Origin of the sequence: Agarivorans sp. QJM3NY_29 (genome assembly GCF_050870835.2) — a bacterium.
Taxonomy (GTDB): domain Bacteria; phylum Pseudomonadota; class Gammaproteobacteria; order Enterobacterales; family Celerinatantimonadaceae; genus Agarivorans.
Genome location: NZ_CP194036.2, coordinates 692,926 through 719,763 on the forward strand (window position 1 = coordinate 692,926; position 26,838 = coordinate 719,763).

Annotated in this window: 24 protein-coding genes; 5 read left to right on the forward strand and 19 right to left on the reverse strand. The window is 45.1% G+C overall.

Annotated elements, in window-relative coordinates; all coding sequences use genetic code 11:
- Positions 1–9: 9 nt before the first annotated feature.
- Positions 10–483, reverse strand: a complete 474-nt coding sequence (locus ACRRS0_RS03135) for a GNAT family N-acetyltransferase (protein ID WP_432454677.1) — start codon at positions 481–483, stop codon at positions 10–12.
- A gap of 589 nt (positions 484–1,072) precedes the next feature.
- Here ACRRS0_RS03135 and ACRRS0_RS03140 point away from each other — a divergent pair.
- On the forward strand, positions 1,073–1,966 hold the full coding sequence (locus ACRRS0_RS03140; RefSeq protein WP_432454676.1) for a LysR substrate-binding domain-containing protein: 894 nt from the start codon (positions 1,073–1,075) through the stop codon (positions 1,964–1,966).
- A 525-nt stretch (positions 1,967–2,491) separates the two neighbouring features.
- On the forward strand, positions 2,492–3,379 hold the full coding sequence (locus ACRRS0_RS03145) for a LysR family transcriptional regulator (protein ID WP_432454675.1): 888 nt from the start codon (positions 2,492–2,494) through the stop codon (positions 3,377–3,379).
- Between the two features lie 226 nt (positions 3,380–3,605).
- Here the strand turns inward: ACRRS0_RS03145 and ACRRS0_RS03150 are convergent, their stop codons facing one another.
- The 5 genes from ACRRS0_RS03150 to ACRRS0_RS03170 all read right to left on the reverse strand — a co-directional run bounded on the left by ACRRS0_RS03150 (position 3,606) and on the right by ACRRS0_RS03170 (position 9,060).
- Positions 3,606–5,411: an ABC transporter ATP-binding protein/permease gene (locus ACRRS0_RS03150; protein ID WP_432454674.1), complete on the reverse strand. Its 1,806-nt coding sequence runs from the start codon at positions 5,409–5,411 to the stop codon at positions 3,606–3,608.
- Between the two features lie 417 nt (positions 5,412–5,828).
- Positions 5,829–6,254, reverse strand: coding sequence for an NUDIX hydrolase (locus ACRRS0_RS03155; protein WP_432454673.1), 426 nt, complete (start codon positions 6,252–6,254; stop codon positions 5,829–5,831).
- A gap of 320 nt (positions 6,255–6,574) precedes the next feature.
- Positions 6,575–6,982: a cytidine deaminase gene (locus ACRRS0_RS03160; RefSeq protein ID WP_432454672.1), complete on the reverse strand. Its 408-nt coding sequence runs from the start codon at positions 6,980–6,982 to the stop codon at positions 6,575–6,577.
- A 973-nt stretch (positions 6,983–7,955) separates the two neighbouring features.
- Positions 7,956–8,423, reverse strand: coding sequence for a Fur family transcriptional regulator (locus tag ACRRS0_RS03165; RefSeq protein ID WP_432454671.1), 468 nt, complete (start codon positions 8,421–8,423; stop codon positions 7,956–7,958).
- 28 nt (positions 8,424–8,451) lie between these two features.
- Positions 8,452–9,060 carry a DUF1826 domain-containing protein gene (locus ACRRS0_RS03170; protein ID WP_432454670.1) on the reverse strand — a complete coding sequence of 203 codons (609 nt, stop codon included), beginning with the start codon at positions 9,058–9,060 and terminating at the stop codon, positions 8,452–8,454.
- A 312-nt stretch (positions 9,061–9,372) separates the two neighbouring features.
- Here ACRRS0_RS03170 and ACRRS0_RS03175 point away from each other — a divergent pair, with 312 nt between their 5' ends.
- The 3 genes from ACRRS0_RS03175 to ACRRS0_RS03185 are packed head-to-tail and all read left to right on the forward strand — an operon-like array spanning position 9,373 to position 11,907.
- A complete protein-coding gene (locus tag ACRRS0_RS03175) occupies positions 9,373–10,107 on the forward strand; it encodes an ATP-binding cassette domain-containing protein (RefSeq protein WP_439025079.1) in 735 nt (244 codons plus the stop codon).
- Positions 10,100–10,996 carry a metal ABC transporter permease gene (locus tag ACRRS0_RS03180; RefSeq protein ID WP_432454668.1) on the forward strand — a complete coding sequence of 299 codons (897 nt, stop codon included), beginning with the start codon at positions 10,100–10,102 and terminating at the stop codon, positions 10,994–10,996. Before ACRRS0_RS03175 ends, ACRRS0_RS03180 begins: the two co-directional genes overlap by 8 nt.
- Positions 10,993–11,907 carry a metal ABC transporter substrate-binding protein gene (locus ACRRS0_RS03185; protein ID WP_432454667.1) on the forward strand — a complete coding sequence of 305 codons (915 nt, stop codon included), beginning with the start codon at positions 10,993–10,995 and terminating at the stop codon, positions 11,905–11,907. The genes ACRRS0_RS03180 and ACRRS0_RS03185 overlap by 4 nt, the downstream gene beginning before the upstream one ends.
- A 171-nt stretch (positions 11,908–12,078) precedes the next feature.
- On the opposite strand, the gene ACRRS0_RS03190 is transcribed toward ACRRS0_RS03185, so the two are convergent.
- From ACRRS0_RS03190 to ACRRS0_RS03250, 13 genes are all read right to left on the reverse strand, one after another.
- Positions 12,079–13,035: a helix-turn-helix domain-containing protein gene (locus tag ACRRS0_RS03190; RefSeq protein WP_432454666.1), complete on the reverse strand. Its 957-nt coding sequence runs from the start codon at positions 13,033–13,035 to the stop codon at positions 12,079–12,081.
- 191 nt (positions 13,036–13,226) lie between these two features.
- Entirely contained in the window at positions 13,227–13,979 is a 753-nt protein-coding gene (locus tag ACRRS0_RS03195) for a hypothetical protein (RefSeq protein WP_432454665.1), read from the reverse strand.
- A gap of 754 nt (positions 13,980–14,733) precedes the next feature.
- Complete coding sequence (locus tag ACRRS0_RS03200; RefSeq protein WP_432454664.1) at positions 14,734–15,855, reverse strand: DcaP family trimeric outer membrane transporter; 1,122 nt, start codon at positions 15,853–15,855, stop codon at positions 14,734–14,736.
- A gap of 159 nt (positions 15,856–16,014) precedes the next feature.
- A complete protein-coding gene (locus ACRRS0_RS03205; protein ID WP_432454663.1) occupies positions 16,015–17,373 on the reverse strand; it encodes a serine hydrolase domain-containing protein in 1,359 nt (452 codons plus the stop codon).
- Positions 17,374–17,733: 360 nt separating this feature from the next.
- Positions 17,734–18,900, reverse strand: a complete 1,167-nt coding sequence (locus ACRRS0_RS03210) for an oligogalacturonate lyase family protein (RefSeq protein WP_432454662.1) — start codon at positions 18,898–18,900, stop codon at positions 17,734–17,736.
- Between the two features lie 66 nt (positions 18,901–18,966).
- Positions 18,967–20,733 (reverse strand): sodium:solute symporter family protein, encoded by a 1,767-nt coding sequence (locus ACRRS0_RS03215; RefSeq protein WP_432454661.1) that lies wholly within the window; start codon positions 20,731–20,733, stop codon positions 18,967–18,969.
- Positions 20,734–21,543: 810 nt separating this feature from the next.
- The gene (locus ACRRS0_RS03220) at positions 21,544–22,320 is read right to left on the reverse strand and encodes an IclR family transcriptional regulator (RefSeq protein ID WP_432454660.1); all 777 of its coding nucleotides are present in this window, start codon (positions 22,318–22,320) and stop codon (positions 21,544–21,546) included.
- A gap of 124 nt (positions 22,321–22,444) precedes the next feature.
- Entirely contained in the window at positions 22,445–23,284 is an 840-nt protein-coding gene (gene kduI / locus ACRRS0_RS03225) for a 5-dehydro-4-deoxy-D-glucuronate isomerase (RefSeq protein ID WP_432454659.1), read from the reverse strand.
- 275 nt (positions 23,285–23,559) lie between these two features.
- Positions 23,560–24,183 carry a bifunctional 4-hydroxy-2-oxoglutarate aldolase/2-dehydro-3-deoxy-phosphogluconate aldolase gene (locus ACRRS0_RS03230; protein ID WP_432454658.1) on the reverse strand — a complete coding sequence of 208 codons (624 nt, stop codon included), beginning with the start codon at positions 24,181–24,183 and terminating at the stop codon, positions 23,560–23,562.
- A gap of 11 nt (positions 24,184–24,194) precedes the next feature.
- Complete coding sequence (locus ACRRS0_RS03235) at positions 24,195–25,124, reverse strand: sugar kinase (protein ID WP_432454657.1); 930 nt, start codon at positions 25,122–25,124, stop codon at positions 24,195–24,197.
- Between the two features lie 174 nt (positions 25,125–25,298).
- On the reverse strand, positions 25,299–25,940 hold the full coding sequence (locus tag ACRRS0_RS03240; protein WP_432454656.1) for an RpiB/LacA/LacB family sugar-phosphate isomerase: 642 nt from the start codon (positions 25,938–25,940) through the stop codon (positions 25,299–25,301).
- 42 nt (positions 25,941–25,982) lie between these two features.
- A complete protein-coding gene (locus ACRRS0_RS03245) occupies positions 25,983–26,303 on the reverse strand; it encodes a cupin domain-containing protein (RefSeq protein ID WP_432454655.1) in 321 nt (106 codons plus the stop codon).
- Between the two features lie 15 nt (positions 26,304–26,318).
- Positions 26,319–26,837 (reverse strand): YgjV family protein, encoded by a 519-nt coding sequence (locus ACRRS0_RS03250; protein WP_432454654.1) that lies wholly within the window; start codon positions 26,835–26,837, stop codon positions 26,319–26,321.
- Between the last annotated feature and the right edge of the window lies 1 nt (position 26,838).

The window sequence follows — 26,838 nt, forward strand, 5'->3', positions numbered from 1 at the left end:
CCCAGCTGATTATGATAGCTGTTGGTCTGCGAGCTCTTTTGTCATAAAGCGACTATTGGGATCTTCTGTGTAGTCGGAGAAAGGCCCACAATAACTAAATCCAAACTTCTCGTATAGGCTTCGAGCCGGTTTGAAAAACGCCTGTGAACCCGTTTCTAAGCTTACCTTCCGATAACCATTTTCAGTGGCAACATTTAGCACATGAGTGAGGAGTTTGCTGGCAACACCAGACTTCCTGGCAGCATGAGCAGTTCTCATCGATTTTAGTTCTATATGTTCAGATGTAAGTTGTTTGATGGCCAAACACCCTTGTAACTCGTTGCCTAACCAAGCGCTGAAAAATGTTACTTCAGGCACCTTGAGACCGTCGACATCAAGCGCATGGACACTTTCGGGGGGAGAGGTGGCATACATATCTGCAAGATGCTCTTCCAATAACTGAATGACCTCACCACCGGATAGATCGTCAATGATTATTTCCATCTTTTGGTTTTTACTCCATTGGTATAATTTTTATTGGATAGCGAAGCTTATTAGATAGCGAAAGTAACAATTTGTATAGCTATGATCTGGGCAATTTCGTTAATGCTTAAAGCCGTCGCTTATTCACATGAGCCAAGCAAGCTACCAGCATTTTCAATTGAGTCACAGAAATGAGTCCACCTACGCCAGACAATATCATCTGTAGAGGCTCGCCTAAGTGCTAAAATCCCTTGTGGAGACGCAAAGCCCATCATCAAGCGTTTGGCTTGCCAAGCCCCAGTAATGCTTCTGCTTAACCCCCATTAGTTCAAATTATAAAAAGCTAGAAAAATGTGTTGTTTGTTCCGCTTCAGTATATAGCCCTATATCTTTTTTAATATAAGCGTTTAACTGGCTGATCAGAGTTCTATTTTTATTTGTTTTTATAATAAAACACTTAAGTTTCAATTGATTAATCAGATTTATTCTCTTGGCTTGCCTACGTGCCAGCATCAATTTAACCTTGATTCCGTATTAGATATGACTATTATCAAGCTAATAAAGGGCGATTACGAACAACAATTTATGACAGGAACTATAAGTACAGCTTATGGACAATCGACTGCGTTATCTTTCCGCACTTCGCTACTTTGAAGCGGCATCTCGACTAAAAAGTTACAGTAAAGCTGCCGACGAATTGTTTGTCACTCAAGCCGCAATCAGCCAAAAATTACGACAGTTGGAAGAGCGCTTAGGGTGTAAATTGTTTATTCGTCGTGGGCGTGAAATGCAGCTAACCGACAAGGGACAAATACTTCAAAAGTATGTCACCGATGGTTTTAAAAATTTAATCACCGGACTGAATCGAATTCAAAACGAACCCTTGGAAGGTGTACTCAATGTGAGCGCTCCTCGTTCATTTTCGACACGTTGGTTGATGCCTCGATTGTGGAAATTTACGATGGAGTACCCACATGTTCCAATTCGAGTGCAAACGGTCAAAGCGATCGATATTCGCCACACCGAAACCGATGTATTAATTTGGCAGGGAAATGAGAGTGTTGCGCACCTTGATTTAGAGCAAGAAACACTATTTGAAGAAGCGATTTTTCCTTATTGTTCTCCACAACTTGCTAAATCAATGCAGTTTGAGCACCCAGCACAACTGCTCGATTGCTGGCTGATTGATTTTCATTCTGCCTCTTTCAGCTGGGATCAATGGTTTCATCGTGCAAAGGTGAGTGCTAAAAGAGAAGCACTTCAATGGATGGAAGTGAGTACTTTTGATATGGCTATCAACGCCGTTGTCGGCGGCCATGGTGCATGTTTAGCGACGGAAAGCATTTCCGCAGATTTTGTTGAACGAGGTTTATTAGTTAAGCCATTTGATATTGGATTGAATCCAGGTATTTGCTATTCCGTGATTAGCGATCCTTCTTCCTCACGTGTGCGACGAATCCATGCGTTTAAATTGTGGCTACACAAAGAACTAAATGGCCATTAGTGGCGTTGTTGAAAGTGGTTGCTGTAAGCCATATAGAGCTGCCTGGCTATCTAAATAATCTGGCCAGTAACTCTCCGTATAAGTTGTCCATTTGAACGTTTAAAGTTCATCGCTTTTGATGAACTTTTGTACCTAATGGCAAATTTGCCATAAACATTAAACGCTGACGGGTGTGACCGATATCTTCCAGTATATGATCATCACAGCTAAGCAGAGCTAATAATACATGTCTGCGCCGATAGGCTGCATAGCAATCCCTCAATGTCTGAATACATCGCAGTAGATGTCGTTTTGCTAGAGCTTTTTCTTGTCTAGGTCTCGTTACAATGGCTGATTGCTTGGTTATCACACGGTCATCTTTAGGCATAGTTATGTCCCTTCTTCTCACAATTAATTTCCCACAGTATTTATGGTTAACAACAGACGATTGAGTCGCGTTCCTTGATTAGATGATGATTTTCATTCATTGTTTAATCAAACTAAAAATACTAAACTCATCGTTCAGAAAAACTTAAGGGTTGTCACATGGCTTTGCTTGCAAACACGCCGCCATTATTAGAGTTCGATTTATTAAGATCTTTTGTAGCAATAGCAGAAAGTGGTAGCTTTACCCGTGCGGCAAAGCAGGTTTTCCGTTCTCCTGCTGCTGTTAGCATGCAGATTAAACGTCTTGAAGAAACACTGGGTAAAAGCTTATTTATTCGCGAGGCGAGGCTGGTTCGTTTAACTCCGGAAGGAGAGTTATTACTCAGCTATAGCCGTCGTTTACTCAAATTGAATGAACAGGCAGTAAGCCAGTTTATTGCCCCACCTATTGAGGGAACGGTCTGTTTTGGTTCACTAACAGATATGGCGGTTGGCATATTGCCAATGGTATTAGCTCAGTTCGCGCGTTCTCACCCAGCTGTCGCGGTAAATGTCATCGCAGGTAGCAGCACCGAGTTGTTGCAGCGCTTAGATAGAGAAGAGCTCGATATGGCTTTGTTTACTGCTGGAAATATTGGTCAGGATCCAACTCGTGGAGAAATTGTTTCCACTGAATCGTTAATTTGGGCTAACCGTAGTGGAGGGCTGGCTGCTGGGAAACACCCTTTGCCTATCGCTGTTGCCAGTCATGGTTGTTGTTGGCGCGCAATGGCGCTCGAAGCTCTGGATAAGCAAAGCATTGATTACCGTATCGCTTATACTTGCGACTTTAGTGCTGGCATGTATGCCGCAATGGAAGCCGATCTCGCCATCGCGGTTATGCCACAAAGCCATCTGAGAGCGCCCTTTGTTCAAGTTGATGGGAGCCATGGTTTGCCTAAGCTTGGTGAGTATCAGTTACGATTTGAACACCGTAAGGACTTAGGTTCTGCGGGCAATGTCTTAGCAAGTTATATCGTTGATGCCTTGAAAACTCAGATGGTTTAGCAGATAAGCGCGACGGCTCTGATGAGGCCATTGAATTTACGACGTATTTTCCTCATAAAGGCATCTTAAATCTTATTCATGCTCATCAGCTCACTTCAGTAAACACAATTACCTAGACACGCAATCGAAATGTTCATCGGCCCCTTTTGTATTAAGTAACTATTGGGATGGCTGCTTGGATACCCTCGCGGTTACGGTTGGCTTCCAGTTTAAGCCCTATAAGCGGTTATTGATTATGCTTAAATTGCAGCGCGACTAAGCGTTGGTATAAGTCGCAGCTTTTCATTAACGACAAGTGATCGCCGGTGTTGACTAAACGGCCTTGATCTAATACCGCAATTTGCTCGGCATGCTGAATGGTTGCAAGGCGGTGTGCAATCATTAAGGTGGTTCGGTTGCGCATCAATTCTTGTAAGGCTTGTTGCACATGGTGCTCACTCTCGCTGTCTAATGCGCTGGTGGCTTCATCAAGTAGCAATATACTGGGGTCTTTTAGTATGGCTCTGGCGATAGCGATACGCTGGCGTTGGCCACCAGAAAGCCTTACTCCCCGCTCTCCAAGGTGGCTTTTATAACCTTGGGGTAAGTTCATGATAAACTCATGAGCATGCGCCTTTTTGGCGGCTTCAATCACTTGCTGGTCGCTAGCTTGCGGGTTGCCGTAACGAATATTATGAAAAACATCGCTACTAAATAACGCAGGCTGCTGTGGCACCAATGCCATTTGTTGGCGCAGCGCTGTTGGATCTAGCTGGCGAATATCGATGCCCCCAAGCGTGACCTTACCGGATTGAGGGTCGTAAAAACGTTGCAGTAGTTCAAACAGGGTGGTTTTACCTGCACCAGAGGGGCCAACTAGCGCCACCACTTTACCTTGTTCGGCAGTTAAACTGAGTTGCACAGTGGCCGCTTGATCGGGCCGCGAAGGATAGTGGAAAGACACCTTGTGAAATACGACTTCGGCCGCTAGCCCCGCCGTTGAGATAATATTTTGGCTCGGCGCTACAATATGACTGTCGACTTGGAGTATTTCTATTAGCCTTTCTGTTGCCCCCGCGGCGCGTTGCAACTCGCCTAACACCTCAGAAATAGTTGCCAAGGAAGATGCCACCATAATGGCGTAGAATACAAACGCGGCTAAATCACCGGCAGACATGACGCCGTTTATTACATCGCTGCCGCCAACCCAAAGCATTCCTGCTATGGCACTAAAGACAATCAGAATCACGCCAGAGATTAAAATGGCGCGTTGTTTTACACGCTGGCGACCTATCTCAAAAGCCTTTTCTACTTGGTTGGCGAACAAGGCTTTTTCTTGGGCTTCGTTGCTGTAACTTTGTACGGTTTTAATGTGCTCTATTGCTTCGCCTGCGTAGCTTCCTACATCGGCCATAGAATCCTGGCTTTGGCGTGACAAGGCTCTAACTCGGCGTCCATAAATCAATATAGGCACCAGAATAAAGGGCACCGAGGCTAATACGATAAGGGTAAGTTTTATGTTGGTGGCAAACAGCATGATGATCGCGCCCACACACATTAATGCGCTGCGCATCGCCATTGAAAATGAAGAACCAATAATGCTTTGTAGCAAGCTGGTATCGGTCGTGATGCGAGACATCATGTCGCCACTGCCGTTGGTTTCAAAATAACTGGGGTGCAAAGTAATCACATGATTAAACACCGCCAGCCGTATATCGGCACTCACGCGCTCACCCACCGAAGACACCAAATAAAACCGAAAAAATGTGCCTATGGAAATAAATACCGTGAGCGCAAGAATAAATTTAATCGCGCTCCCCAGCTCTTGCAGCGATTGTTGGGCAAAACCTTCATCAATCAAAATTCGCACCCCATATCCTACCGACAGGGTGAGCGATGCGGTAAACATTAGCGCCAGCAGTGCCGCGGTTACTCGGCCTTTGTAGGGGCGAATGAATCGGACTAACTCAAACAAAATACGCAGGTTTTTGTCTTTTGCTGCGGTGTTCGTCTGTGCTGTTTGAGTGCTTGCATTGGTGGTTTGGGTTTGCATTGCTACGCCTTTATATGACCCAGATACAGAATGAAGATTACACTGCGGCTTAGGCAGCAAAGGTTTAATTTTATGGCTTTATCATATAGCAATGGGGCCATTGCCCCCAATAGCAAGCCTTAGCTTCGCAGAGTTGAAGGATTCATTACTTGAAGAGCCCCAATACACGCTTAAGTTATCGTAGTTCTGGGGATCAACGAATAGCCAACGGCTAACTGCAAGCGGTTTGGCTAAGGCATGCCTAGCCACTGCCGAAGCAATAAATAACACCCCTAGTTTAAATGTCCATCGTCACCTTTGTATTGACTAATCATTGGAATGGCTGTCTGGTTATTTTTCCGAGCACGCCCTGTGCAGAGCCATATGTAGGGTATTGGTAAGCTTAGATACCACTGGCTAGCCGATTAGGTGGATACGCTATCCTGTTTTAACTTTTAGTTGGCATAAAACTTTTTCTAATAGAAATGGTTGGATCTTTGGGTAGGTCAAGTTAGCTGGCATACGATTAAATGACTTTACTTCTGCAGTTTCAAAATCTAGTGAATCACCATAACTGTGAATTTCTGCGAAAAACAGCCCGCCAAAAGTAGTGGCGTCTTCAACGCTTACGGAGTAATTGCAGATTTCAAGAATAGAAAAATCTTTTGCCCCTGTTTCTTCTATAAGCTCTCGGCTTGCCGCCTCAAAAGCGGTTTCCCCGGTTTCAATATGTCCACCGGGGGCTTCCCAAGTATTCCTATTTTGATGCCTTACATAAACAAAACCATGCTGATCTTTCGCAATAATTACCGAAAATTTTAAGTCTACAGAGTTATCTAATTCGTGAAATTTAACTACCATCATTTGTCCGTTGGTTTAATGGCCGCCCTATGCGGTGGCTTTGTCGTTGATTGCTTTGTGGTAGTGTAGCGTTAAGCCGCAGAACGAGCGATGGAAAAGTCGCTCGCCGTATGGCAACTTTAAAAGACGGTTTTATTTGATAAAGAGCCCAATGCTGCTCACTCGTTCTATATCCGACCGGACTTAGCAATGGTGGCGCAAAATCAGAAGCCACCACTGGAATACTAAGGCTTGTATTTTAAACGTTTCAGAAAATGCCTTGTGCAGAGCCATATGTAGGGTTGCTGGTAAGCTTAGATACCACTGGCTAGCTGTTGATTGCTTCAATTATCAAGGATATTTCGCCAATAATAGGGTTGGACTTGCTCCAGTGTTTTGACTTGCCATTTTCGATTATCTTCTAAATTAGGGACCGCTATTTCTACAGTTTTACCCCACATAGCCAATCGCTCTTGGCAGGTTCCGCAAGGAGTAAGTATTATAAATTCATCTTCTGGCGTCGAACGAGATACACACACAGAAGCTGTAACTCGCAAATTTAAACGATTAGCCTCGCAATAGGCGCCAGTCTCATGACATAAATTTGCTATTTCATTTGGACAATCAAAACTAACGCTGGTTAATATCTTACCGTCTTCTGTATAAACAGCAGCTGCTCCCGCATAACCCGTTGGGAAACGTTCAAGGGCTTGTGTGATTGCGGCATCGACGAGTTTTTGATCTAGTTTCATAATTAATTACACTTAACGCCTTGTTTCGTGTCCGTTTGAGTCACTTAAGTAGGCCCTGTATGGGCATCAACCAATGAGGTGAAAGTCTTCTATAAGAAGCTCACCAATGAATAACTATTTTTTGATTAAACGCTAAGGGCTCGCGAATGGCAAGCGCATTACGGTGAGGGTATGTCTGAAGCAAGCCGGACGCCTTTTTACCTAAAGATTTATCTAAAGAGAGGGCGAGCTGATGAACAAAACATCATATGAGGCGTAGGCTGAAGGCTAGTTGGCACCAGACTTTGAGCTTCTGTGATCAACGACTCGTGTAAATGGTGCTGCCGTACAGAGACAGTGCATGTTCCTGTTTTTTGATGAAGAGTGAGGGGCTTGCGCCGCCTACTCGTTCTGTGTCCGACCGGACTTAGCAATGGTGGCGCGAAATCAGAAGCCACCACTGGAATACCAAGGCTTGTATTTTAAACGTTTCAGAACACGCCCTGTGCAGAGCCACATGTAGGGTGTTGTGGGGGCTGGAGGATAGACACCTTCGACTACCCGATTGAGTGCATGCTCTATCTACAGACAGTCACTGTAGATAGAGCATGCACCGAAAATTGTTAAAAACCAACTTGAAGGTAGAGCAAGAAGAAAGTAGATGATGCTTAAAGGTCTGCTACTTTTTAGGAACTGTAAAGCCGTTGCACCTATGAATGAGAAAAGAGCTAATACGCTATAGGCAATAAAAGCTGATCTAAAGTTGAAGCCATATGCGAACGGCAACCAAGTAATAATTGGCAGAAATGGCGCGACCACAACAACTAAATACAATCCTAGCTTCTTGTTACTTGGCTAAAAGTGGTTAAAGATTATGGCCATGGTTTTAACGCGATGCTTGGCCGCGAACAAAGCCATGATGCAAGCCGAAGCTTAGCCTGCTCTGCGAGATCGGGGAGCTCTTTCTAAACAACTTGAAGGTCGATATGGCTTACTAGACTTGACTCGATTTGCAATTGTCGCAAATACATTCAAGCTCGAGCTGAGGGCTAAGAAGATGGTAGCCAACATCTTTTGCGCGAAGCCCTATTTCGTCGATTAGATGCTGGGGAATGGTGATTTCTTTCACCTGTTGGCATTCTCGACAGATCAGAAACTGGGAAATTTGATGGTGACATTGGTCGTGAATATGCGAGCAGGCAACAAATTTGTTTTGCGAACCTAGTTTATGAACTAACTGATGTTGCTCGAGAAATTCAAGGATCCGATATACCGACATGGGCAGCATAGACTGCTCGGTTTGTTGGTTATACAGATCGAGTATTTCGTAGGCCGACAGTGGCTTGTTGGCGTTTAGCAATACCCTAAGGATCTGCTCTCGTTTTACGGTTAAGCGAGCACCGGAGTCTTTGCATCGGCTTATCGCACAACTCACAATGGCTTCATTTTTTTGTTGCGTCATAGTGACCTTAAATTATCTGTAAACCAAGCTAACTCGCAAAATCTAAACTTAGTAATAAGCGAGGATAAAGCTCATTTGAGGTGGGCGAGCGGTGGAACAAACCATGCTCGCTATCGTCCTCCCAACCTTGTCCTTTTAGCAGTGCAACGGCAAACAAAGGAATATTATGAACCGCAGGTGCTTCTGTTGGACTGCTTGAGCCGTTACGGCTTGCTAAATCACGGTATTCTGTGCCTGCACCTAGGTAGCTGACCAGTAACCGACATGGTACCTGATCGCAATGAAATTTAGGACACATGCTTTGCTCAAGTTTGACCAAACGCAAACCGATATGCTCCAGTTCGAACAAACAGCTGAACATGTCGCAGATGAGCACCAGATCTTCAATCAGAGCTGCACGTCCTGGCCCCGCAGGTAACTTCTGGCTCATATAGTCCGACACTTCGCCAACGCTTAGGCGGGCAGTGATCCCCCGAAACATGCTGTGACTGGCAACCAGCGTTTGTGCATAGTCGAGAATGTCTGAGTCGGTATCGCGCAGCCACACCGTAAGTTCGCGTTTGCTGTCATAGATTTCGGTTAATACCTCGGGGGTGTTTGCTTTACTGGTCAGCGTGTCGCTGATTTGCGCATTCATTGTTTCAAGCCCGCTTTCGATTGCCGTTCAAGATCTAGGCAATGCTGGAAGCCAAGCCCATGGGTGATTGGTTGTATGTGGATGATTGGTTTTTTGGCAAACGTGGGATAGTTAAATATCAAGGCTTCATCCTCTTTACTTTATGATTGATTGAATGATATGTTACATCGTAACATTATGTAAAGAGATGGTGAAGTCATGCATTTTTATTTTCACGGTATTATTACTCGGCTATTCCCTTTTGTCTTGCTGGCGATTGGCCTGAGCGTATTGACTTACTGGGTCGCTTAAAGCATGCAAGCAATCATTTCTATGGATCATTTAAGCATTGGTTATCAACCACATCAGCCGATTGTGAGCGACTTAAATGCTGCTATTCCAAACAATGGCATGTTGGCATTGGTTGGCTCTAATGGCGCAGGAAAGTCTACTTTGCTTAAAACGTTATTGGGGCTGATTAAGCCCTTGAGCGGTCACTTGAGTTATCAGATTAATCCACGACAAGACATCGCATATTTGCCGCAGCATTTAAGTGTAGAACGGAGCTTTCCGATCGACCTTAAGGCCTTTGTGAGTACTGGCTTGTGGTCTGAAACAGGTTGGTGGCGTTCGATGCGGCCTTACCAGCAACAGGTGCAACAAGCACTGGCACAGGTGGGCATTGAAGATTTAGCCACCAGGTTACTAAGTGAGTTGTCGGGTGGCCAGCTGCAGCGAGCTTTATTTGCTCGCATGTTATTGCAGCGCAGTAAGCTGTTACTTCTCGACGAACCCTTTAATGGCGTAGATGAACCTACGGTTGAAGTGCTACTTCATCAGCTTAAATGCTGTCAGCAAAATGGTGCCACAATCGTGGCTGCAGTGCATGATCTTGAGTTGGTGAAGCAGCACTTTGAACACTGTTTGTTGTTTGATGCTGGTGGCATTACGCAAGGTCGTAGCCTGCAATTATTCAGTTCAAGTTGCTCTGGGCAGGCGGATCATCCGCTGCAGGAGTTAGCAGGGTTTACGCCTAACCAGCCATTATCGGGAGCAGAGTATGCTTGAGTTGAGCGAGATACTTTTTGCCCCGTTTATTGACTATCAATTTATGAGCAGAGCGCTGTTAGGTTGTGCAACATTATCGCTGGGCTCTGCGCCGATCGGGGTATTTTTGATGTTGCGTCGTTTGAGTTTAACTGGCGACGCTATGGCTCATGCAATCCTGCCTGGTGCTGCCTTGGCTTATTTAATGTGCGGGCTTTCCGTGTTAGCCATGACCATTGGCGGTTTAATTGCGGGTTTGCTGGTGGCCATGTTAGCTGGCGCAACCGCGCTTAAAACCAATAGCAGTGAAGACAGCACCTTAGCCGCCTATTATTTAGGCTCGTTGGCCTTAGGGGTACTGTTAATTTCAGCCAAAGGTAGCAGCATCGACCTGCTGCATGTGCTGTTTGGCACCGCGCTAGCATTAGACAATACCGCGTTAACGCTACTTTTACTGATCTGTTTGTGCAGCCTGCTCATCCTCACTCTTATCTATCGGCCACTGGTTCTCGAATCATTAAACCATGACTACCTGGATGGCTTTGGCAAGAGCGGAAAAATTGCACATTTGGCATTTATGTTTTTGGTGGTTGCGAATCTGGTCGCTGGTTTTCATGCCCTTGGAACATTAATGGCAGTCGGTTTAATGATTTTGCCTGCCTGTATCGCGCGATTTTGGACCCGTAAGCTCGAACCCATGTTGTTACTGTCGATAGCACTGAGTATCAGCGCTTGCTGGGCTGGCTTATTGTTTTCCTATTATTTTGGCTTTGCCACGAGCCCTAGCATTGTTCTTTTACTCACCGTTGGCTATTTGCTTTCGGTAATTTTTAGTCCACAAAATGGTTTGTTGATGCGTCATCAATGCAAGCAAACCCCTGCCCATCAACATAAGGATATGCAGTTATGATTCAGAGATACCTTGTCACCGTATTCATTTATTTTTCTATATTTATACCGACCTTAAGTATTGCCGACCCAGTGAAGGTGGTGACTAGCTTTAGTGTGTTGCAAGATCTTGTTCAGCAAGTTGGAGGTGAGCAAATACAACTCACGAACCTTGTGGGTGCCAACGGTGATGCCCATGTCTATCAACCGTCGCCTGCAGATGCGCAAGCCGTTGCAGAGGCCGATTTATTGGTCGTGAATGGTTTAGGCTTTGAGGGATGGATGGATCGTTTGGTTGGATCTTCAGGATTTCATGGACTAAAAGTCACCGCATCGGATGGCATTCATGTGATTCACCTTGAGCATCATCAAGATGGAGACAGTGAGCACCAAGAGCATCACCATGGAGACTTCGACCCCCATGCTTGGCATAGCGTGGTGAATGTGCGTACTTATGTAGAAAATATTCGTCATGCTTTAGTGACCGTGGCACCGCAGCATGAGGCTTATTTTAAGCAAAACGCTGCACTTTATCTAAAGCAACTGACTCGATTGCAAACTGAGCTTAAGGCGCAAATGTCGCAGATCCCAGAAGATCAACGTCAGGTGATTACTTCACACGATGCTTTCGGCTATTTGGCTCGAGATTATGGCTTTCACTTTACTGCACCGCAAGGCATGAGCACCGAGTCGGAAGCTTCAGCGGCTGAGGTTGTCGCTATTATTAAACAAATTCGTCAACAACATATCAAAGCGGTATTTGTCGAAAATATTTCAGATCCTCGTTTAATCAAACAGATCGCACGCGAGACTGGCGTGAAGATTGGTGGCGAATTGTATTCGGATGCTTTATCCGCAAAAGATCAACCCGCCGCAAGTTACATTTCGATGATGAAATATAATGTAAGCACCTTGGTGAATGCGCTTCGCTAGTGATGGTAAGTGGTTTGAATTATGAGTCATATTTGATACTTAAGTCCTGAATGAAGCATTTGTGTTTGAGTCTCTTTAATCAAAACTTGGGTATGGCGCATTTAGGTGCATCTATCTTGATTCTGTTGGGCTAGTGCGGTCAGCGAATTGAGCACTTGCCTTAGGGGAGGCCTATTTTGCGCAGAGCCTTTGGTATTGGGAGGGCGTTTGTTTAAGCCATCCTTTAAAGGCTCGGTTAAAGTTTGACAGGTCGTTATAGCCGCATAACCAAGCCGTTTCAAAGGGGGATACGCCTTCACGCAACAGTGTTTTGGCGCGAGTGCATCGCGCCTCATCTCTTAATCGACGAAAAGTTAAACCCAGTTCGGTGAAATGTCTTTGCAAAGTTCGTGGTGAGCTGCCAATAAGCAGAGCTAACCATTCAACATTAAACCACGGTAATACAGCATAGGTATGAATCAAAGCATCCAGCGTTTGCAGCCAATGGGATTGTCTCGCTTGTAACTCAACGGGTGTGAAGTTATCCGGTAACGGAATTTCTAAGGCGCCAAAGGGATAACTAAAGGTGAAAGACGTCGCGCGAAAAGAGGCCGGAAGATTACTTGCCAAATGACTTGAGATACTCATAAAAACTGAGGCGGGCTGCCAGTCTTTCCCACAATAGATTCGGCACAAAGAAAGTAAAGCGAAAGCGCGAAACCATTCGGTTTGGTCATAGCCCAAAGCCGATGGGTGGTATGCCCCGCGATGACATAAAAACCATTTACCATCGATTTTTTCTGGCCAAATCACCACATGGTTATTTAAGGTGGGCATCAATTCGATTAAGCGCTGAACAGCTTGTTCTAAACGCTGACACTTGCTTATTTCTAAGTGTAGATTGGGGGAAATTTGTTCTAAGGTAATTAGGCGCCCAACTTCCAGACCAACGCGTTGGTTGGTATTTTGCATCATGGTATTGATAAATCCCATTGCTTGATGGCTTGGGATCCAAGATCCGCTTTGGCTCATATCGTCAGGAAAACGATAGCGTTGGGCTACGCTTTTCCATTCTATGCCCTTGCGCTCAAAGTAATCGATAAAGGGAAGCAGGTTATTCAAATTGGTAATATTGATGTTATTTGGCATTCCTTGCTCTCTGATGATATTCCTTATGACCAAGGTTTATCTTATAGGATATAGACTAGAGAGCAATATATGCAGTTCAGGTGCTTTTTAAGGGCGTTAATTCTATCGTGAATATCGATGTTTGATGTCGCTCTGCAGCGTTAGCGGATTGTTTGACTAAAAGCTATCCCTGCTTTTAATCCGCCAATGCCTTAGAAGTACACTTTGTAAAAGGCCCAAGCAACCGTGTCATTAATCTCAATTTTTTGATTGCTCGACTTCATATTGCCAGAGCTATGTTCAATTTTGAATTGTCCCCAGCGTTTACCATCGCTCGACAGTGGGGTTCCTAGAGTTATTGATGTTTTTAAGCTTGAAGTGGTAATGTCGCCGTCCATATAAGTATATTCAGGAGAGAACATTAAGTAAGTGCCGTCTGCACCAGGCTTCCAAGAGAAATAAGCAGCAGCCATACCCCCGAGGATATTATTATCAGTTTCTCCCATCATCGCGGCAAAGTCTTGATCATATTCACCGGCTAAAACCCCGACGCGACCAAAAATGGTGAGATTTTTTACATTTGGTTTAAACATTGCCACCGCGCCTACAGCTAGGGTTGTAAAGTTTTGGTTGTCGATTAAATCCAGTGAGGCTGCTGCGGTTGGTACCAAGGTGTTTCCCACATTAAATACATGGAAATACTGTAGTCGGCTATCATTATAATTTCCGTCTCGATCCATGCTCCCTTCAAGCGTTCCCATTGCCATCTGGCCATTTTTAAGGCCAAAGCCTACTGAACCTGATAGTTTCACATCTCCCTGATTACTCATTCCTATGTAGGCAGAGGTATTCACGGCTGTAAGGTTGGAAGGGTCAACTTTATCTTTAGATTCAGCTGCGTGACTGAGGCCAATGCTCGAACATAGTAAAGTGCTGGTTAAGATGGTTTTAGTGAAGTTGTTCATATTTGTGCTCCTGTGTTTATCTTGAGCACACTATAAACATTGGCGATTTATCGATATAGGTCACTTTGCGCCAGATATGTGTTGCTGGGACTGAGAGGCTATTCGGCGCATCAAGCTGGCAGCATGAATGGTTATTTTTGGAGCGGGCTGCACGATGAGTCGCCAAGGCATCGATACTGATGAGCTCTGTCAAGCGCACTGGATAAGCTTTGGTCTCATTACTCGTGCCGCACTTCGAATGTTCGATCTCTGGTTCTAAGTGGGCCATCAAATGTAGTTATTTGAATTCAATTTTGGTTTGCCTTGGGTGGAAAAGGCTTGGGTTTAAATCAAGAGTGATCGCAAACAAGGCCATCAAGTTTGGCTAAATTGCATCGAGAACTGAGCATAAAGCCTGTTATTCACTTGAGTTTTAATTTGTTTTGATTACTCACTCGTTTCTGATTTGCCAGTCTACGATTGGCCTTGTGGAAGGCTCTGTCTCTTTGTTATCTATGGGACAGTGCCTTATCAGCTATGAGTTGCTATTCAAGGTATTTTTGTAGGTATATTTCGAGTGTCGATCGTAGGAGTTAGGGCTTGCTTAGACCGCTCAAGTGGTTTAAACGTTATGGGTGAGGTGTGAGCCCTTTCGCTCATGGGGGGATGAAGGATGCGGTTTGAATCGGTGTTTTACTTCATTTATCGCTATGGTTTCGTGTTGCCGATATCAATCACTTTCGGCAACAAGCTTACCCAAGCAAGGTCGGCGCGGTTAGTATTTCCATTCCATGCCTAACATCACACGGTGATTATCACGCGTGCCTGTAATGTTTCGCTCATATTGTGAGTAATTATATTCAAGCCCCAACATGAGGTCTGGTTTAATATTCCAGAGCAAGTTGAGTAGACCATACTGGCTGGAGGTAAAGGTATCGACGGTCGATGTATCTTGCCAATCGAGCGCGCGACTGGCGACTCTTCCATAAGCCAGTACTGACTTGAGATCGGGACGCCAATAGCGTGTATAAGAGGCCATAACACTATGAGTGGTTCGTAAGTCTAGTGTTTTCTCGGCTGAGTTCCAACTGCTGCCTGTGTTCGACAGACCTAACAGGTAGCGGTCGGTGCCTTGCCCTGTGTAGGCGAGTAATGAAACTTGGTCTCTGGGTGTGGGGGACCAACCTCCGGAAAGTTGAACGCCATAGCCTAACTTGCTAAATTCTGTTTGTTCGCTCGCCAGACGAACCTCAGTGAATGCACTACTTGCTCTGAGCCAACCATGCTGATGTGTCCATTCCAGCCCGATGATTAAATCGGGTGATGAGCCGCTGTTGTCTATCGCATCTTCGCTGCTATTTTGGATATCACTATTGGTGCCATTTTCAAGGGCAAGATCATATTTAAATGCCCTCTGGGTTTGCGACCAACGAACCATGGTTTGGCGTTTAAAGACCACGCCACTGAGGGTGGGCTCGGCTAACGAGAGCGGGTAGTTACGCATGTCCATAAAGGTTGACCAAGTTTGACCAGCCAAAATCTGACTATTGTGCCATTGCCAGCTCAGATAGGCCTCACGTAGTCGCGGTGACATACTGGCATCATTGTTCGCATTAAAGTCCATGGCCAGTAATGACTGAAGGTGGCTGCCGTCGCGAAAAGATTTGACAGCCGCGAACTTAAATTGTGATAGAGACGCATCTAACTTGGTATCGCTGTGATGACTTTTTCCATACAAACTGTTGGCGGGAATATTAATACCGACACCCGCGGCGTCACTATCATGAGTGATGATGGTTTTTATTGAGCCGCCAAACTGATAATCAATGTCAGAGGCAAGGCAAGGGGTGCTTGCCAATATCAAACCATAAGCGAGGGGAATTAGTTTGGTTTTCATATGAAATCACTTGAATGATTGAACAATACTTAAGCAAGACCGCCGTGCTCCACCAGCTCAGTCAAAAAGAAGTGCTACTCCTCAACACAGGAGCGTGTATAACGAGGAATAACACTGAAACTAATTTGGCGGTTTCTCAATGAAACCGCCATCCGAACTCTAATGACCAGCAAGTACTTTAGCGGCGGAACGCATCAGCGCAGGTGCTTTATTTTCACCAAAACCAGAGTGGTAAGGGTTGGTTGAGAACACGACACCGACAAAATCACGGTCTGGATCGACATAGATGAACTGCCCTAAGTTACCGCTTTTAGACATCGCGCCATCTTCGAAGATATAATCGAACTGATATGAGTTGTAAGATGCCTTTTCATTAAATGCATGTAATGAGCTAGCTTCTTTAGTGGTTCCGGCAAATGCAGTTTTATCGCCATTGTTATGGATCCGGTCGAGCATTGCTTGCGAAACGATGGGTTCGTCTGTGACCGCGCTCCAGCTTGGCGTAAATAGGGTTCCCCAGCGAGCCATATCTTCCAGCGTTGTGGACACCAAACCAACGGCGATAGCCATACCATCAGGTGTTTGGTTAATCAGCATGGGCTGGCGTGCATTCACTTTCGACCAGACCCGGTCTTCGAACACTTTTGCCCATGTGGTGCCTTCGATATTCTCGATCATCTGGGTAAGAACAATGGTATTCATGGATGCATAACGGAACTGCTTACCGGGGGCATCCCCTTCAATTTTTTTGGTATCTCGAGCGACATCTATCCAGCTTTCATGTTGACCCGTTGAGAAACGTGGAGAGCCAAATGCAGAGGCAAAGAAACGCACCACGGGTGAGTCTGGATTCATGATGGATGCTTCGGTCTCTTCATTGTCTAAACCTGTTGCATGATTCAGCGCGTTGAGCACTGTCACTTGATCCCATACTGTGCCTTTTAGCTCGGGGACATACTCCGTGATGATTTTGTTGTGATCGATTTTCCCTTCTTCGGCGAGCATCGCGACCACGGTCCCAACGGTGGTTTTGGCTGCCGATGCCCAAATGTGTCGGTCCGTTGGTTTCATGCCTGGGTATGCTTCATAGACAATTTTACCCTTGTGGATCAACATAAATCCTTGGGTACGGAATTTAGGGTCTGCAAGGTAGTCTTGCATAGTCATTTCACCCTTGCTTTCGGTATGTACGGTCAGCTGAGCCAGTTCGGGATGGAGCTCTTTAATCAGAGGTTTGTAATGCTCACTGGGAGATGCAACAGCAGTAGGCATGAATTCGCTCATATGCATGTTGTAGTATAAGGCGTGGTCGCCCCCCATTTGCCAGTGGAAGTTGTTAAACTGAGCTCGCGCAGAGTCTACAAATTCATTTGAAAAGGATTGTGGGGCAGCTTGTACCGGTAAAGTCACTTGTGCGCCCTCGGCTTTTAAGGCCGCTGTAACGGGGTTTTCATCAGCTTGTACGACACCGCTAAGAGCAAGAGAAGATAAGATTAAGGCGATTGGTTTAAGTTTCATGATGTTGTCTCCTGTGTTTGTGTGGGACTAATATACGAAACAGCCAATCCGGTTTATAGGTCACTTTACGCCAAGTTGCCGATCCTTAAGCCAATTATTAGCGACAGGCTTTGATAGCCGCTTAGTGGCTAATAGGGGGTAGGTGCGGTTAAAGCATGTTAGGGCTTGCCAATTGTTGCTATTAAGGCGCAGGCCTTCAGCGCTATTAGGTTTAACTATGAGCGGATGTTTGATTTGCTAAGTTTGATTAAGCGTATGGACAGATTGCTGTAGGCCTTATGGCCCCGTTTGCTGGCCGCGATGAAACAAAAAAGCCCCCGCGAAGCGGAGGCTTGTTGAATTAAACGGCGAAGCGCTTAATTAGGCTTTAAACTGTTCTGGAAGTTCTGCGATGTAAACCGCTGGAACACCTTCAAAATCACTGGTAAATAATACCCCGTCATCATTTGGCGTAAATGATGGGTGAGGGTGAGTGATTTGACGGTCGCCGCCTAATACTTCCCAAGAGGAGTTGTGCTTGGCCAACTTCTTAAAGCTCTTGTTTTTGGTGTTCATCACGTACAAGAAGGGGTCGTTCTCGATGTCATAGCTGTCGCCATCGGCAACATCTACTGGTGCATCACAACCGTCACCAACCATCAGTGAGCCATCGAAGTTGCTCATTAGGTGTGAACAAGGTGGCATCACCATTACTTCTTCATTTTCTAAGGTCTCAGGGTTCGCTTGGTAGATCACCCGGTCGGTTTGTCCTTTGAAGTAAGACACGTAGCCCATGGCGCTGCCATCGGGATACCAGAATTCATGGGTACAAGACTCGCCTTCCGCGTGTTCTTTCACTTTACGAACGTTACTGCCGTCTTCATTAACTAACCACATGCGTGCGTCAACAACGTCGTGCGGACCTTCGTGGCAGAAGCCAATCGTTGAGTCATCGAACGGACGGTAGATAGGGTGACCTAACCATGCGTCGGCTTGGTGAACAACGCTCACATCACCGGTAGTAATGTCAACTTTAATCAGGCGACAAGTTGGATTGGTGAAATAGAAGTCGTGGAACATTTTCCAGTCGGTTAGGGGAGCCCAGCAGCTTTTCAGGATCTCAATTCCAACCAGCTTGGTACAATCGCTATTGGCAACCCAAGTGCCGTAGCCTTTCCATTTATCATCAACGGTGTAAACCACAGTTTCTTCTAGTGTTTCAAGGTCAACCTTCATTAGGTTAAGCTCGTTCTTCACATAGAACATTGCTTTATCGTCGTTGGAAACAAAGCCGCCAAAGGTATTATCGCCAGCACCTTCGGTTAATTGAGTTGCTTTTTGAGTCTCTAGATCCGCCAAGTAGTAGTTGCGATTACCATCAAAATCACCTGCAAATAACAGTTTTTTACCATCTTGAGTAAAGCACTTCTGGTAGAAGTAGTTACGATGACAGGTGATATCTTTAGGAGTTAATCGAGTCACTTTTACTTGGGTATCACTATCTAGAAAAGATTCAAACTCTAGTGTGACGACGTTGCCTTTAGCCATAAATATATCTCCGATAGAGTAAAGGCTGCACTCATACGATAGCAGCCAGTAAATGAAATCATATAATTATATTGCAGACACCGCAGTCGGTTGTTTCACATCCAACTTCGCGCTCTTCTTCAGGGCGTAGCCCACTGCAAATATTGCTGCCGCACAGGCCAAGAAGAGTAGGCGTCCCCATAATGGATTTGGAATGAATACCATTAGGGTTAGACCAGCTGCCATATAAATTACCAAGCTGCCCAGTTTTGCACGTTGCATCCGATCAACAATGTCTTGTCCTTCTTCTGCGATACATTCCCGGTCTACATCTTCGAAGAAGTCCTTAGTTGTCGCAATATAAGGGTCTTTCGCTTCATTGTAGAATAAGGTTGTGATGCAGAAGAAACCAGCGGTGAAGATCAAGTGTGCTGCAATCGTAATAATGGTGCGTAGTTCGCCTGCTTCACGACCGGTAATGCTATCGATGCCGAACCAAGTGGCTACAAACTGTGGTGTGAAGATTTCGACCACAGACCAAGAGACCAACATACCCACAACTACCGTAGCCCAAGGAGCCCACTTCGGTGTTTTACGAATAATGATACCGAGGAATAAGGGGACTAGGATCGGTGATTGGAGTAGCGTGGCGACTTGCATCATTAGGTCGAATAAGCTTAAGTGCTTCAATGAGTTGAAGAACTGAGCCATCAAAATAACTAAGACACCGTTGACTAAACAAGCGATTTGACCCACACGTAGTAGCTCTTTGTCGTCAGCTTGTCCTTTACGAACAATGGTGGAGTAGAAGCTACGTACAAAAATACCTGAGTTACGGTTAAGCGCCGAGTCCATCGAGGACATTGTCGCCGCAAATAGACCTGCCATGAGTAGACCTACGGTACCTAAAGGCATGGTTTCTCGAGCGAATACCAGATATACCGCATCGCGAGCCTTCGCCCCTAACTCTGGGTAGGCCGCGGCCGCATCGGGATATAAAATGGCTGATGCCCATGGTGGAATAAACCAAATAATAGCACCAACAACCATCATCACGAGCGCCATTAAAGCGGCTTTGCTGGCGTTCTTAGAATCTTTAGCATTTAGAAAACGGTAAGACTCCTGCATATTGTTGATACTTTGTAGCTGTTTCACCACGAAGAAGATGAAAGTACACACTAATAACAGCGGGTAGTTCATATCGGGGCCCATAATGAAGCCACCGGGGAATTCGTTGATGATTTCGCCTGGGCCGCCAACGGCATAGAGCGCAACGCCTGCACAGGCGATAGAAATCACAGCGACCACTAAGGTTTGAATGAAATCAGATGCGACCACACCCCATGCACCACTCAGCAATGAAATCACCAATACTGCTGCACCAGTGACGTAAATAGTGGTGATAATGTCGGCATGGAACACTGCAGAAGCAAAAACCCCTAAACCATTCAGCCATACGCCAGCATTAATCACGCTCAAAGGAATGATTACCCAGGTGAAGAATTGCTCATTGGTTGAACCATAACGACGTCTAACGCCTTCGGTTGGGGTGTCGACTCGCATTTGGCGAAAGCGACGTGCAAAATAGAAGTAGGCAAAAACATAGGCGACCATGTTGCCGATAAATACCGCGAGTACCGCGAAGCCATCGTTATAGGCTTTACCAGCCGCACCGGTAAAGGTCCAAGCTGAGAACTGAGTCATGAAAGCAGTTGCTCCCACCATCCACCAAAGCATTTTACCGCCCCCACGGAAGTAATCGCTGGTACTGTTACTTGCCATTTTTTTGAAGATTAAGCTAATCGCAACCATTAGTGCAAAGTAGCCTGCAATGACTAAATAATCATATGTCATGGTTAAATCCTAAACGCTAAATTAATTGCAGGCATTATAAGGTAAAAAAGAAAACGGTATTTGATAAAAATCGAAACATCGGTTCATTATTTGTGTTTTACGTTTAAAATGTGATCTTGATCACTGTGCGCCTGCTTGCGATTATTTTCGATTTTACCTCTCATTATTTAGTATTTTATCCCCGACAAACCGTTGTTGTGCCTTGAAGGCGGGTACTCGTTTGCAAATTAGTCCTCCAAGGATTTGCCTTAGAGTTCGATCTGGAACTCTGTTGAATTTCAAAACAGCTAGGTTATTTCATCACAGACGTCGTGTGGTGTTTTCATTTAGCTTGTATCGGTTATCTAAACTGCGCTTGGAGCTGTTCTCTGAGTAGAAACGCAATGGTTTGGCATTCCCACAATGAGCAATTGATCCAGAACGTAGATTGATTTGTGCGATTTTAATATTGATAAGTGTGGCAGCGTTTAGGAGTTGCACCATCAATAAATTCACGTGTAAAACAGTATTTCAATAATATTAATTAGCATATTCAATATATATGAATGCATAAAAATAGAAAGTGTTTGCTTGGCAAAGTGTGAAGCTTGTTTAGGCTTTTATACTGCGAGGCCAATGTACTCGTTTAGGCGCGTGTTTTTGTCTGGTATTTGGGCTTGATATTGGGTTGGGGAGACAGTTCTTGGTGATTAAACATTTGGTTTGCGAATAAGCTGCGGTAGTTGGTTGATTCAGCGAGGCTCATTTTAGAGCAGAGACTCTCGCTTGTTGTGGGTTAACATTTCGGCCAAGGCGATATTCTTTAATTTTTTAAGCCTCAAGGCTCAAATTGTGGCTTAATTTTTTGGCCATTTTGAGTAGTTGCTGTCGGGTATGCTCTAGGTCGTCGACAGGATGATGTACGGTATTTTCATTTAAACTAAGAAACGGAATGGTCGCTACCGCCAGTAACCCGCCGTGAACATTTAAGATGGGTACGCTGATGTTGGTCACGCCGGAAATTTGAGGGCTGGGGCCAACAAAGTAGCCCTGCGCTAAGGTTTGTTCGAGTACGGCTAAAGCCTGATTTTTTTCGTCTGCTGTGTCTTCAAGCTGGGCCAAAATCTGGTTTCGTTGCTGGGGGTTACTGTAGGCGAGTAGGATGATCCCTGAACCAGAATTACAGATACTAAGCTTGGCTCCGAGTCGAAGGCTAAAGCCCATCTTGTAGGGACTTTCTTGGCGAGCGATAACCACCAATTCACCATGTTGATAGTGGCTCAGATGGCAGGATTGATTGACCCGATCACAAAGCTGTTCAAGTAAGGCTGGGGCTTGTTTTAGTAATAGCGCGATAGGGGGGTGTTGATTCGACAGAGTAAACATTTTTAGGGTTAGTGAGTAGGTTGCACTATCCAAGTCATAACCGAGGTAGTTTTTCTGTTCTAGCAGCAATAACATGCGAAATATTTCGTTGACACTACGCCCCAGCTTTTCGGCGATTTGTTTTTTACTCAGCGGTTCGGCTTGGGTGGCGAGTAGCTCAAGTATTTCTAAGCCTTTTTCTAGCGCTGGCGCTCGGTATTCAGGAGAGGGGGTATTTTTCATAGCTCGTTCAGGAAGGTCCTATGCAGGTGATGCTTCACGAGGGATCACAGAGATCCTCTGGTGTAATTGAAGGCAGAGTGCCAATTTTGACACTCTGCTTGCCACATTGGAAGCTTGGTTTGAGCTAACGTAGTTGGCTTGTTTCTACAAAATCCATGTCGTCAAAGGTTTGATTCTCGCCCACCATTCCCCAAACGAAGCTATAGTCTTTGGTGCCGCAGCCGGAGTGAATCGACCAGCTCGGCGAGAGCACTAGTTGGCGGTTATTCACCACCAAATGGCGAGTTTCTTGGGGTTCCCCCATCATATGGAAAACGACTTGGGAAGGTTGAATATTAAAGTATAAGTAAGCTTCCATACGCCGTTCATGGGTATGGGCTGGCATGGTGTTCCATACGCTGCCGGGCTGCAGATGAGTGACCCCCATACATAGCTGGCAGGTGTCTAGTACATCTGGGTGGATATACTGGTTGATCACTCGTTCATTGGCGGTATCTTGCGAGCCGAGTTCAATTTTAATGGCGTCATCTAATGATATTTTACGTGAGCTAAATTGCTGGTGAGCGGGGGCGCTAAGACAATATAACAAAGCTGGATTTTCGGGATTTAAGGATGTAAATCGAATGTTTTTTTCACCCTTGGCCAAATAAGCTGCATCTAGATGACCCAGCGTGTACTGTTCGTTATCACTTTCAACCAAGGCCTTACCACCGAGATTGACAATACCCAGCTCGCGGCGCTGCAAGAAAAAGTCGGTACCGAAAGCTTGGTTATCGATAAAGTCTGCTAGCTTGAGTACTTGCGTAATGGGTGATACTCCGATCGCGACAATTCGATCAATGTGGCTATATACCACTTGGATCTGATCTTCGATAAAGAGTTGCTCGGTTAGGAATTCCTCGCGTAAGCGAGCGGTGTCAAATTGTTTGACATCTCTTGGATGACTGGCGTGTTTAATAATCATAAGAACCTCATTCAATAATTATATTGAGTGTAGTGTCTATTTAAATATGATCAATTCGATTTGTATATGAATGATGTTTTTGTGAACGCGATCATTGTTGCTTACGATCAATTAAATCAACGGGATGCTGCGTTGCTTGGTATATGCGAGGATTCGGAAGCTGAGTGACGAATGACGAGGTAAGATAATTGGGGCAAAAAAAAGACGCCTAAATGAGGAGTAAAGGCGCCAAGAGACTATGATAGTCAAAGTTAAGTATTGGAATTATGAAGGAATTAGTCGATGATCCCGGCCACTTCGCTGACCAGTTTAGCAAGTTCATCCCATTGCTCATTGTCGATCAAATCGTTTGGAACCATCCAAGTACCACCACAGCAAAATACGCTTGATAGTGCCAAGTAATCGTTCACGTTTTTGGGATTTACACCACCAGTAGGCATAAATTTAACGGGGTAAACTGCTGCTAATGATTTTAACATTGCGACGCCGCCAGATGCTTCCGCTGGGAAGAACTTAAGCGTTTCAAGACCCATTTCCATCGCCTGTTCAACCAGACTTGGATTATTCACACCAGGAACAATAGTTACATTGCGTTGCTGGCAGTATTTAACTGTGCTTGGGTTGAAACCAGGGCTGACTACAAAATCTGCACCTGCATCCATCGCTTGGTCAACTTGTGCAGGTGTTAGTACGGTACCGGCACAAATTAGCATTTCAGGGTAAGCTTCACGCATTGCTTTGATTGCGTCTGCTGCTTGCGCAGTACGGAAAGTTACTTCGGCGCAAGGTAGGCCGTTTTCAATCAGTACTTCTGCTAATTTTACTGCTTTAGAAGCATCGTTAATTGCGATAACGGGTACAACTTTGATCTCGCTAAGGCGTTGATTGATGGTTGTCATGCTTGTCTCCATTAAATAGTTGGCATTACGTCGCGAGATATTACCGCGCCGCGATGTTGAATTACATTTCCTGCTAGCACATGGCCTGCCTGAGCCGATTGTTGCATATCGCCACCAGTGAGTCGTTTTGCTAAATAGCCAGCACTGAATGAATCGCCAGCGGCCGTGGTATCTACGACTTTATCGATTTTATTCGCGGCGACCTCAGTTAAGCCATCTTTATCTACGACATAACAGGCTTCTGCGCCACGTTTCACAACAATCTCGGTTACGCCCAATTGTTGGCTGCGTTCAATGGCTTGTTGTTCATTGGCATCACCCCATAATAGTACTTCATCATCGAAGGTGAGGAAGGCAATATCGGTAATTGCTAGTATGCGCTTATAGAAAACCTGCGCTTCGGCGGCTTCTTTCCATAGTGCTGGGCGATAATTGTTATCAAAGACAATTTTTACCCCTTCGTTACGGCACATCGTGAGCACTTCAATTAAGGCTTCACGGCTTTCATCAGATAGGATCGCTAAGCTAATACCGCTTAAATAGATCATCTGGTGCTGGCATAAGTCTTTTGCGAGTGCACTTAATTGCTGATCTTTGATCCAATATTTTGCTGCTGAATCATTCCGCCAATAGAAAAAACTGCGCTCGCCGTCATCGGCAGTCTCAATTGCGTAAATGCCAGGCAGCTTTTCTTTAGAAAGATAGACCATCTCGGTATTAATGCCTTCTTCTTTCCAAGCCGCGAGCATTTCAGAACTAAAAGGATCAAGCCCTAGTCCGGTCACGTAAGAAGTCGTAATACCGTGTGGTTTGGTTAAACGAGATAAGTAAACAGCGGTATTTAAGGTATCACCGCCAAAGCCTTGTTCGAGAGAACCGGCAACTTTTCTTAGCTCGACCATGCATTCACCGATAATGGCTACACGGGAAATTTGGGTCATTAGAATGCTCCTGATCATTTATTGCCGCGATTATACACAATTTCGGGTGGCTATAAATAAAAATTAAAACGATGTTTCATTAATTTGTGATGAAGGTCTAAGTTGTATCATAAAAAAATGGCTAACCTCATCGAGGCTAGCCATTTTTAATGTTCACGCTAAATTTTAGGTTGTTTAGCCTAAAATTGATTTTACATAGGCTTCGATTTCTGGCACTTGGCAGTTGTCGAAGAAACATTGTTGGAAGCGCTCACCAGAAACTGCAGTTTTCACTAATTCTGAGTCAATCGCTTTCAATGTATCTAGGTAGTTTTCTTTAACGACAGCAGATTTAACCTCGTTAAGGATCCCAGCATTGCGTTGTTGTGGTTCTGCACGCTCTAGTGGGTAACCTTGACCACGCTCACCAGTGGTGAAGGCTTTTTCGAAGATATAGCGAACGTTTAGCTCAGCACCCCAGCCAAAACCTTTCGCAAACGCTAGTGCTAAAGCATTACCGTTGTTGATTTGGTTGAATAGGAAAGCATCAGAAGGATCTAAACAGTAACCACATACCACACCTGGGTGGATGTTGAGTGACATCATCGCACCTTGGCCAGTACCACAACCAGTAACGACAAAGTCAACCGCTTTAGAGTTGATAAGGATACTCGCCATAATGCCGAGGTGGATGTATGTGAGGTGATGGTCGTTTTCATCGCTCATACCCACGTTGTAAACAGGGTAGTCTAGTCCACCAACAACTGTTTGTAGTTGGTCTAGTACTGTTGCGTTTTTGCCAGCTTGGCTATTTTCCATCATTAATGCAATTTTCATTAAATTCTCCTGCAGTATTTGCTGCGATAAATTAAAGTGTGATTAAACGAAGTCTTTACGCATAGGGGTGAAGTTGTCGATCAACACACCCGCTTCTAGGCAGACACAGCCGTGTTCAATATTTGGCTGTTTATACATGGTGTCACCGGCTTTGACGACTTTTACTTCATCACCAATGGTGAATTCGAATGCGCCCGACATGACGTAAGTTAATTGCTCATGCGGATGGCTATGCATTGGGCCAATGGCTCCTTTTTCGAAGTGCACTTCAACCGTCATGATGTTATCGCTATAAGCAAGAACTTTACGAGAAACGCCTGCTCCGAGGTCTTCTAAAGTGATTTGGTCGTTAAATACAAACATAGTTCACCTAATGTGTTAGTGATTAAGGGTCAGCGCTTGGCGACGTTCACGGGTTAAACGGTAGATGGTGATCAAGTTCATATGGATCACGGTAATTTCTAGGAGTGTTCCACCAATGGAGCCCACCGTTATGTTGTTGATTAACCAACAACTAGCCCCTGCGAGGAAGCCGAGTCGCATCGGAATACCTTTCAGTACAAATACCGAGTAGGTTCCGATAATCGTGCCTAGTATCGGCCAGAGATCCCAGAGGGTATCGGACATGTAAATGCCACTGGCCAAACTAATGCTGATAAATACCACCGCAACCTTTTTCGATGAAACATAAATCGCGGTTGCGGTTCGTAGCGCAGAAAGTAAAGCGCTGAGCGCAGAAACGACTGAGCCCAGCAATAAATAGTGTACGAAATGGTTGAGATTGAAGATTAACATCACAATCTTCAGGGTTTTATCATTTTTCTGATAAAAGGTTGATATCCCTAAAGCAAAGCTCACAAAACCTAATGCTTGCGCAAAAGATAAATCAACCACCATT

Coding starts and splice junctions, on each gene's coding strand:
- ACRRS0_RS03135 (WP_432454677.1), bottom strand. CDS start 483: ATGGAAATAATCATTGACGATCTATCCGGTGGTGAGGTCATTCAGTTA.
- ACRRS0_RS03140 (WP_432454676.1), top strand. CDS start 1,073: ATGGACAATCGACTGCGTTATCTTTCCGCACTTCGCTACTTTGAAGCG.
- ACRRS0_RS03145 (WP_432454675.1), top strand. CDS start 2,492: ATGGCTTTGCTTGCAAACACGCCGCCATTATTAGAGTTCGATTTATTA.
- ACRRS0_RS03150 (WP_432454674.1), bottom strand. CDS start 5,411: ATGCAAACCCAAACCACCAATGCAAGCACTCAAACAGCACAGACGAAC.
- ACRRS0_RS03155 (WP_432454673.1), bottom strand. CDS start 6,254: ATGATGGTAGTTAAATTTCACGAATTAGATAACTCTGTAGACTTAAAA.
- ACRRS0_RS03160 (WP_432454672.1), bottom strand. CDS start 6,982: ATGAAACTAGATCAAAAACTCGTCGATGCCGCAATCACACAAGCCCTT.
- ACRRS0_RS03165 (WP_432454671.1), bottom strand. CDS start 8,423: ATGACGCAACAAAAAAATGAAGCCATTGTGAGTTGTGCGATAAGCCGA.
- ACRRS0_RS03170 (WP_432454670.1), bottom strand. CDS start 9,060: ATGAATGCGCAAATCAGCGACACGCTGACCAGTAAAGCAAACACCCCC.
- ACRRS0_RS03175 (WP_439025079.1), top strand. CDS start 9,373: ATGGATCATTTAAGCATTGGTTATCAACCACATCAGCCGATTGTGAGC.
- ACRRS0_RS03180 (WP_432454668.1), top strand. CDS start 10,100: ATGCTTGAGTTGAGCGAGATACTTTTTGCCCCGTTTATTGACTATCAA.
- ACRRS0_RS03185 (WP_432454667.1), top strand. CDS start 10,993: ATGATTCAGAGATACCTTGTCACCGTATTCATTTATTTTTCTATATTT.
- ACRRS0_RS03190 (WP_432454666.1), bottom strand. CDS start 13,035: ATGCCAAATAACATCAATATTACCAATTTGAATAACCTGCTTCCCTTT.
- ACRRS0_RS03195 (WP_432454665.1), bottom strand. CDS start 13,979: ATGAACAACTTCACTAAAACCATCTTAACCAGCACTTTACTATGTTCG.
- ACRRS0_RS03200 (WP_432454664.1), bottom strand. CDS start 15,855: ATGAAAACCAAACTAATTCCCCTCGCTTATGGTTTGATATTGGCAAGC.
- ACRRS0_RS03205 (WP_432454663.1), bottom strand. CDS start 17,373: ATGAAACTTAAACCAATCGCCTTAATCTTATCTTCTCTTGCTCTTAGC.
- ACRRS0_RS03210 (WP_432454662.1), bottom strand. CDS start 18,900: ATGGCTAAAGGCAACGTCGTCACACTAGAGTTTGAATCTTTTCTAGAT.
- ACRRS0_RS03215 (WP_432454661.1), bottom strand. CDS start 20,733: ATGACATATGATTATTTAGTCATTGCAGGCTACTTTGCACTAATGGTT.
- ACRRS0_RS03220 (WP_432454660.1), bottom strand. CDS start 22,320: ATGAAAAATACCCCCTCTCCTGAATACCGAGCGCCAGCGCTAGAAAAA.
- kduI (WP_432454659.1), bottom strand. CDS start 23,284: ATGATTATTAAACACGCCAGTCATCCAAGAGATGTCAAACAATTTGAC.
- ACRRS0_RS03230 (WP_432454658.1), bottom strand. CDS start 24,183: ATGACAACCATCAATCAACGCCTTAGCGAGATCAAAGTTGTACCCGTT.
- ACRRS0_RS03235 (WP_432454657.1), bottom strand. CDS start 25,124: ATGACCCAAATTTCCCGTGTAGCCATTATCGGTGAATGCATGGTCGAG.
- ACRRS0_RS03240 (WP_432454656.1), bottom strand. CDS start 25,940: ATGAAAATTGCATTAATGATGGAAAATAGCCAAGCTGGCAAAAACGCA.
- ACRRS0_RS03245 (WP_432454655.1), bottom strand. CDS start 26,303: ATGTTTGTATTTAACGACCAAATCACTTTAGAAGACCTCGGAGCAGGC.
- ACRRS0_RS03250 (WP_432454654.1), bottom strand. CDS start 26,837: ATGGTGGTTGATTTATCTTTTGCGCAAGCATTAGGTTTTGTGAGCTTT.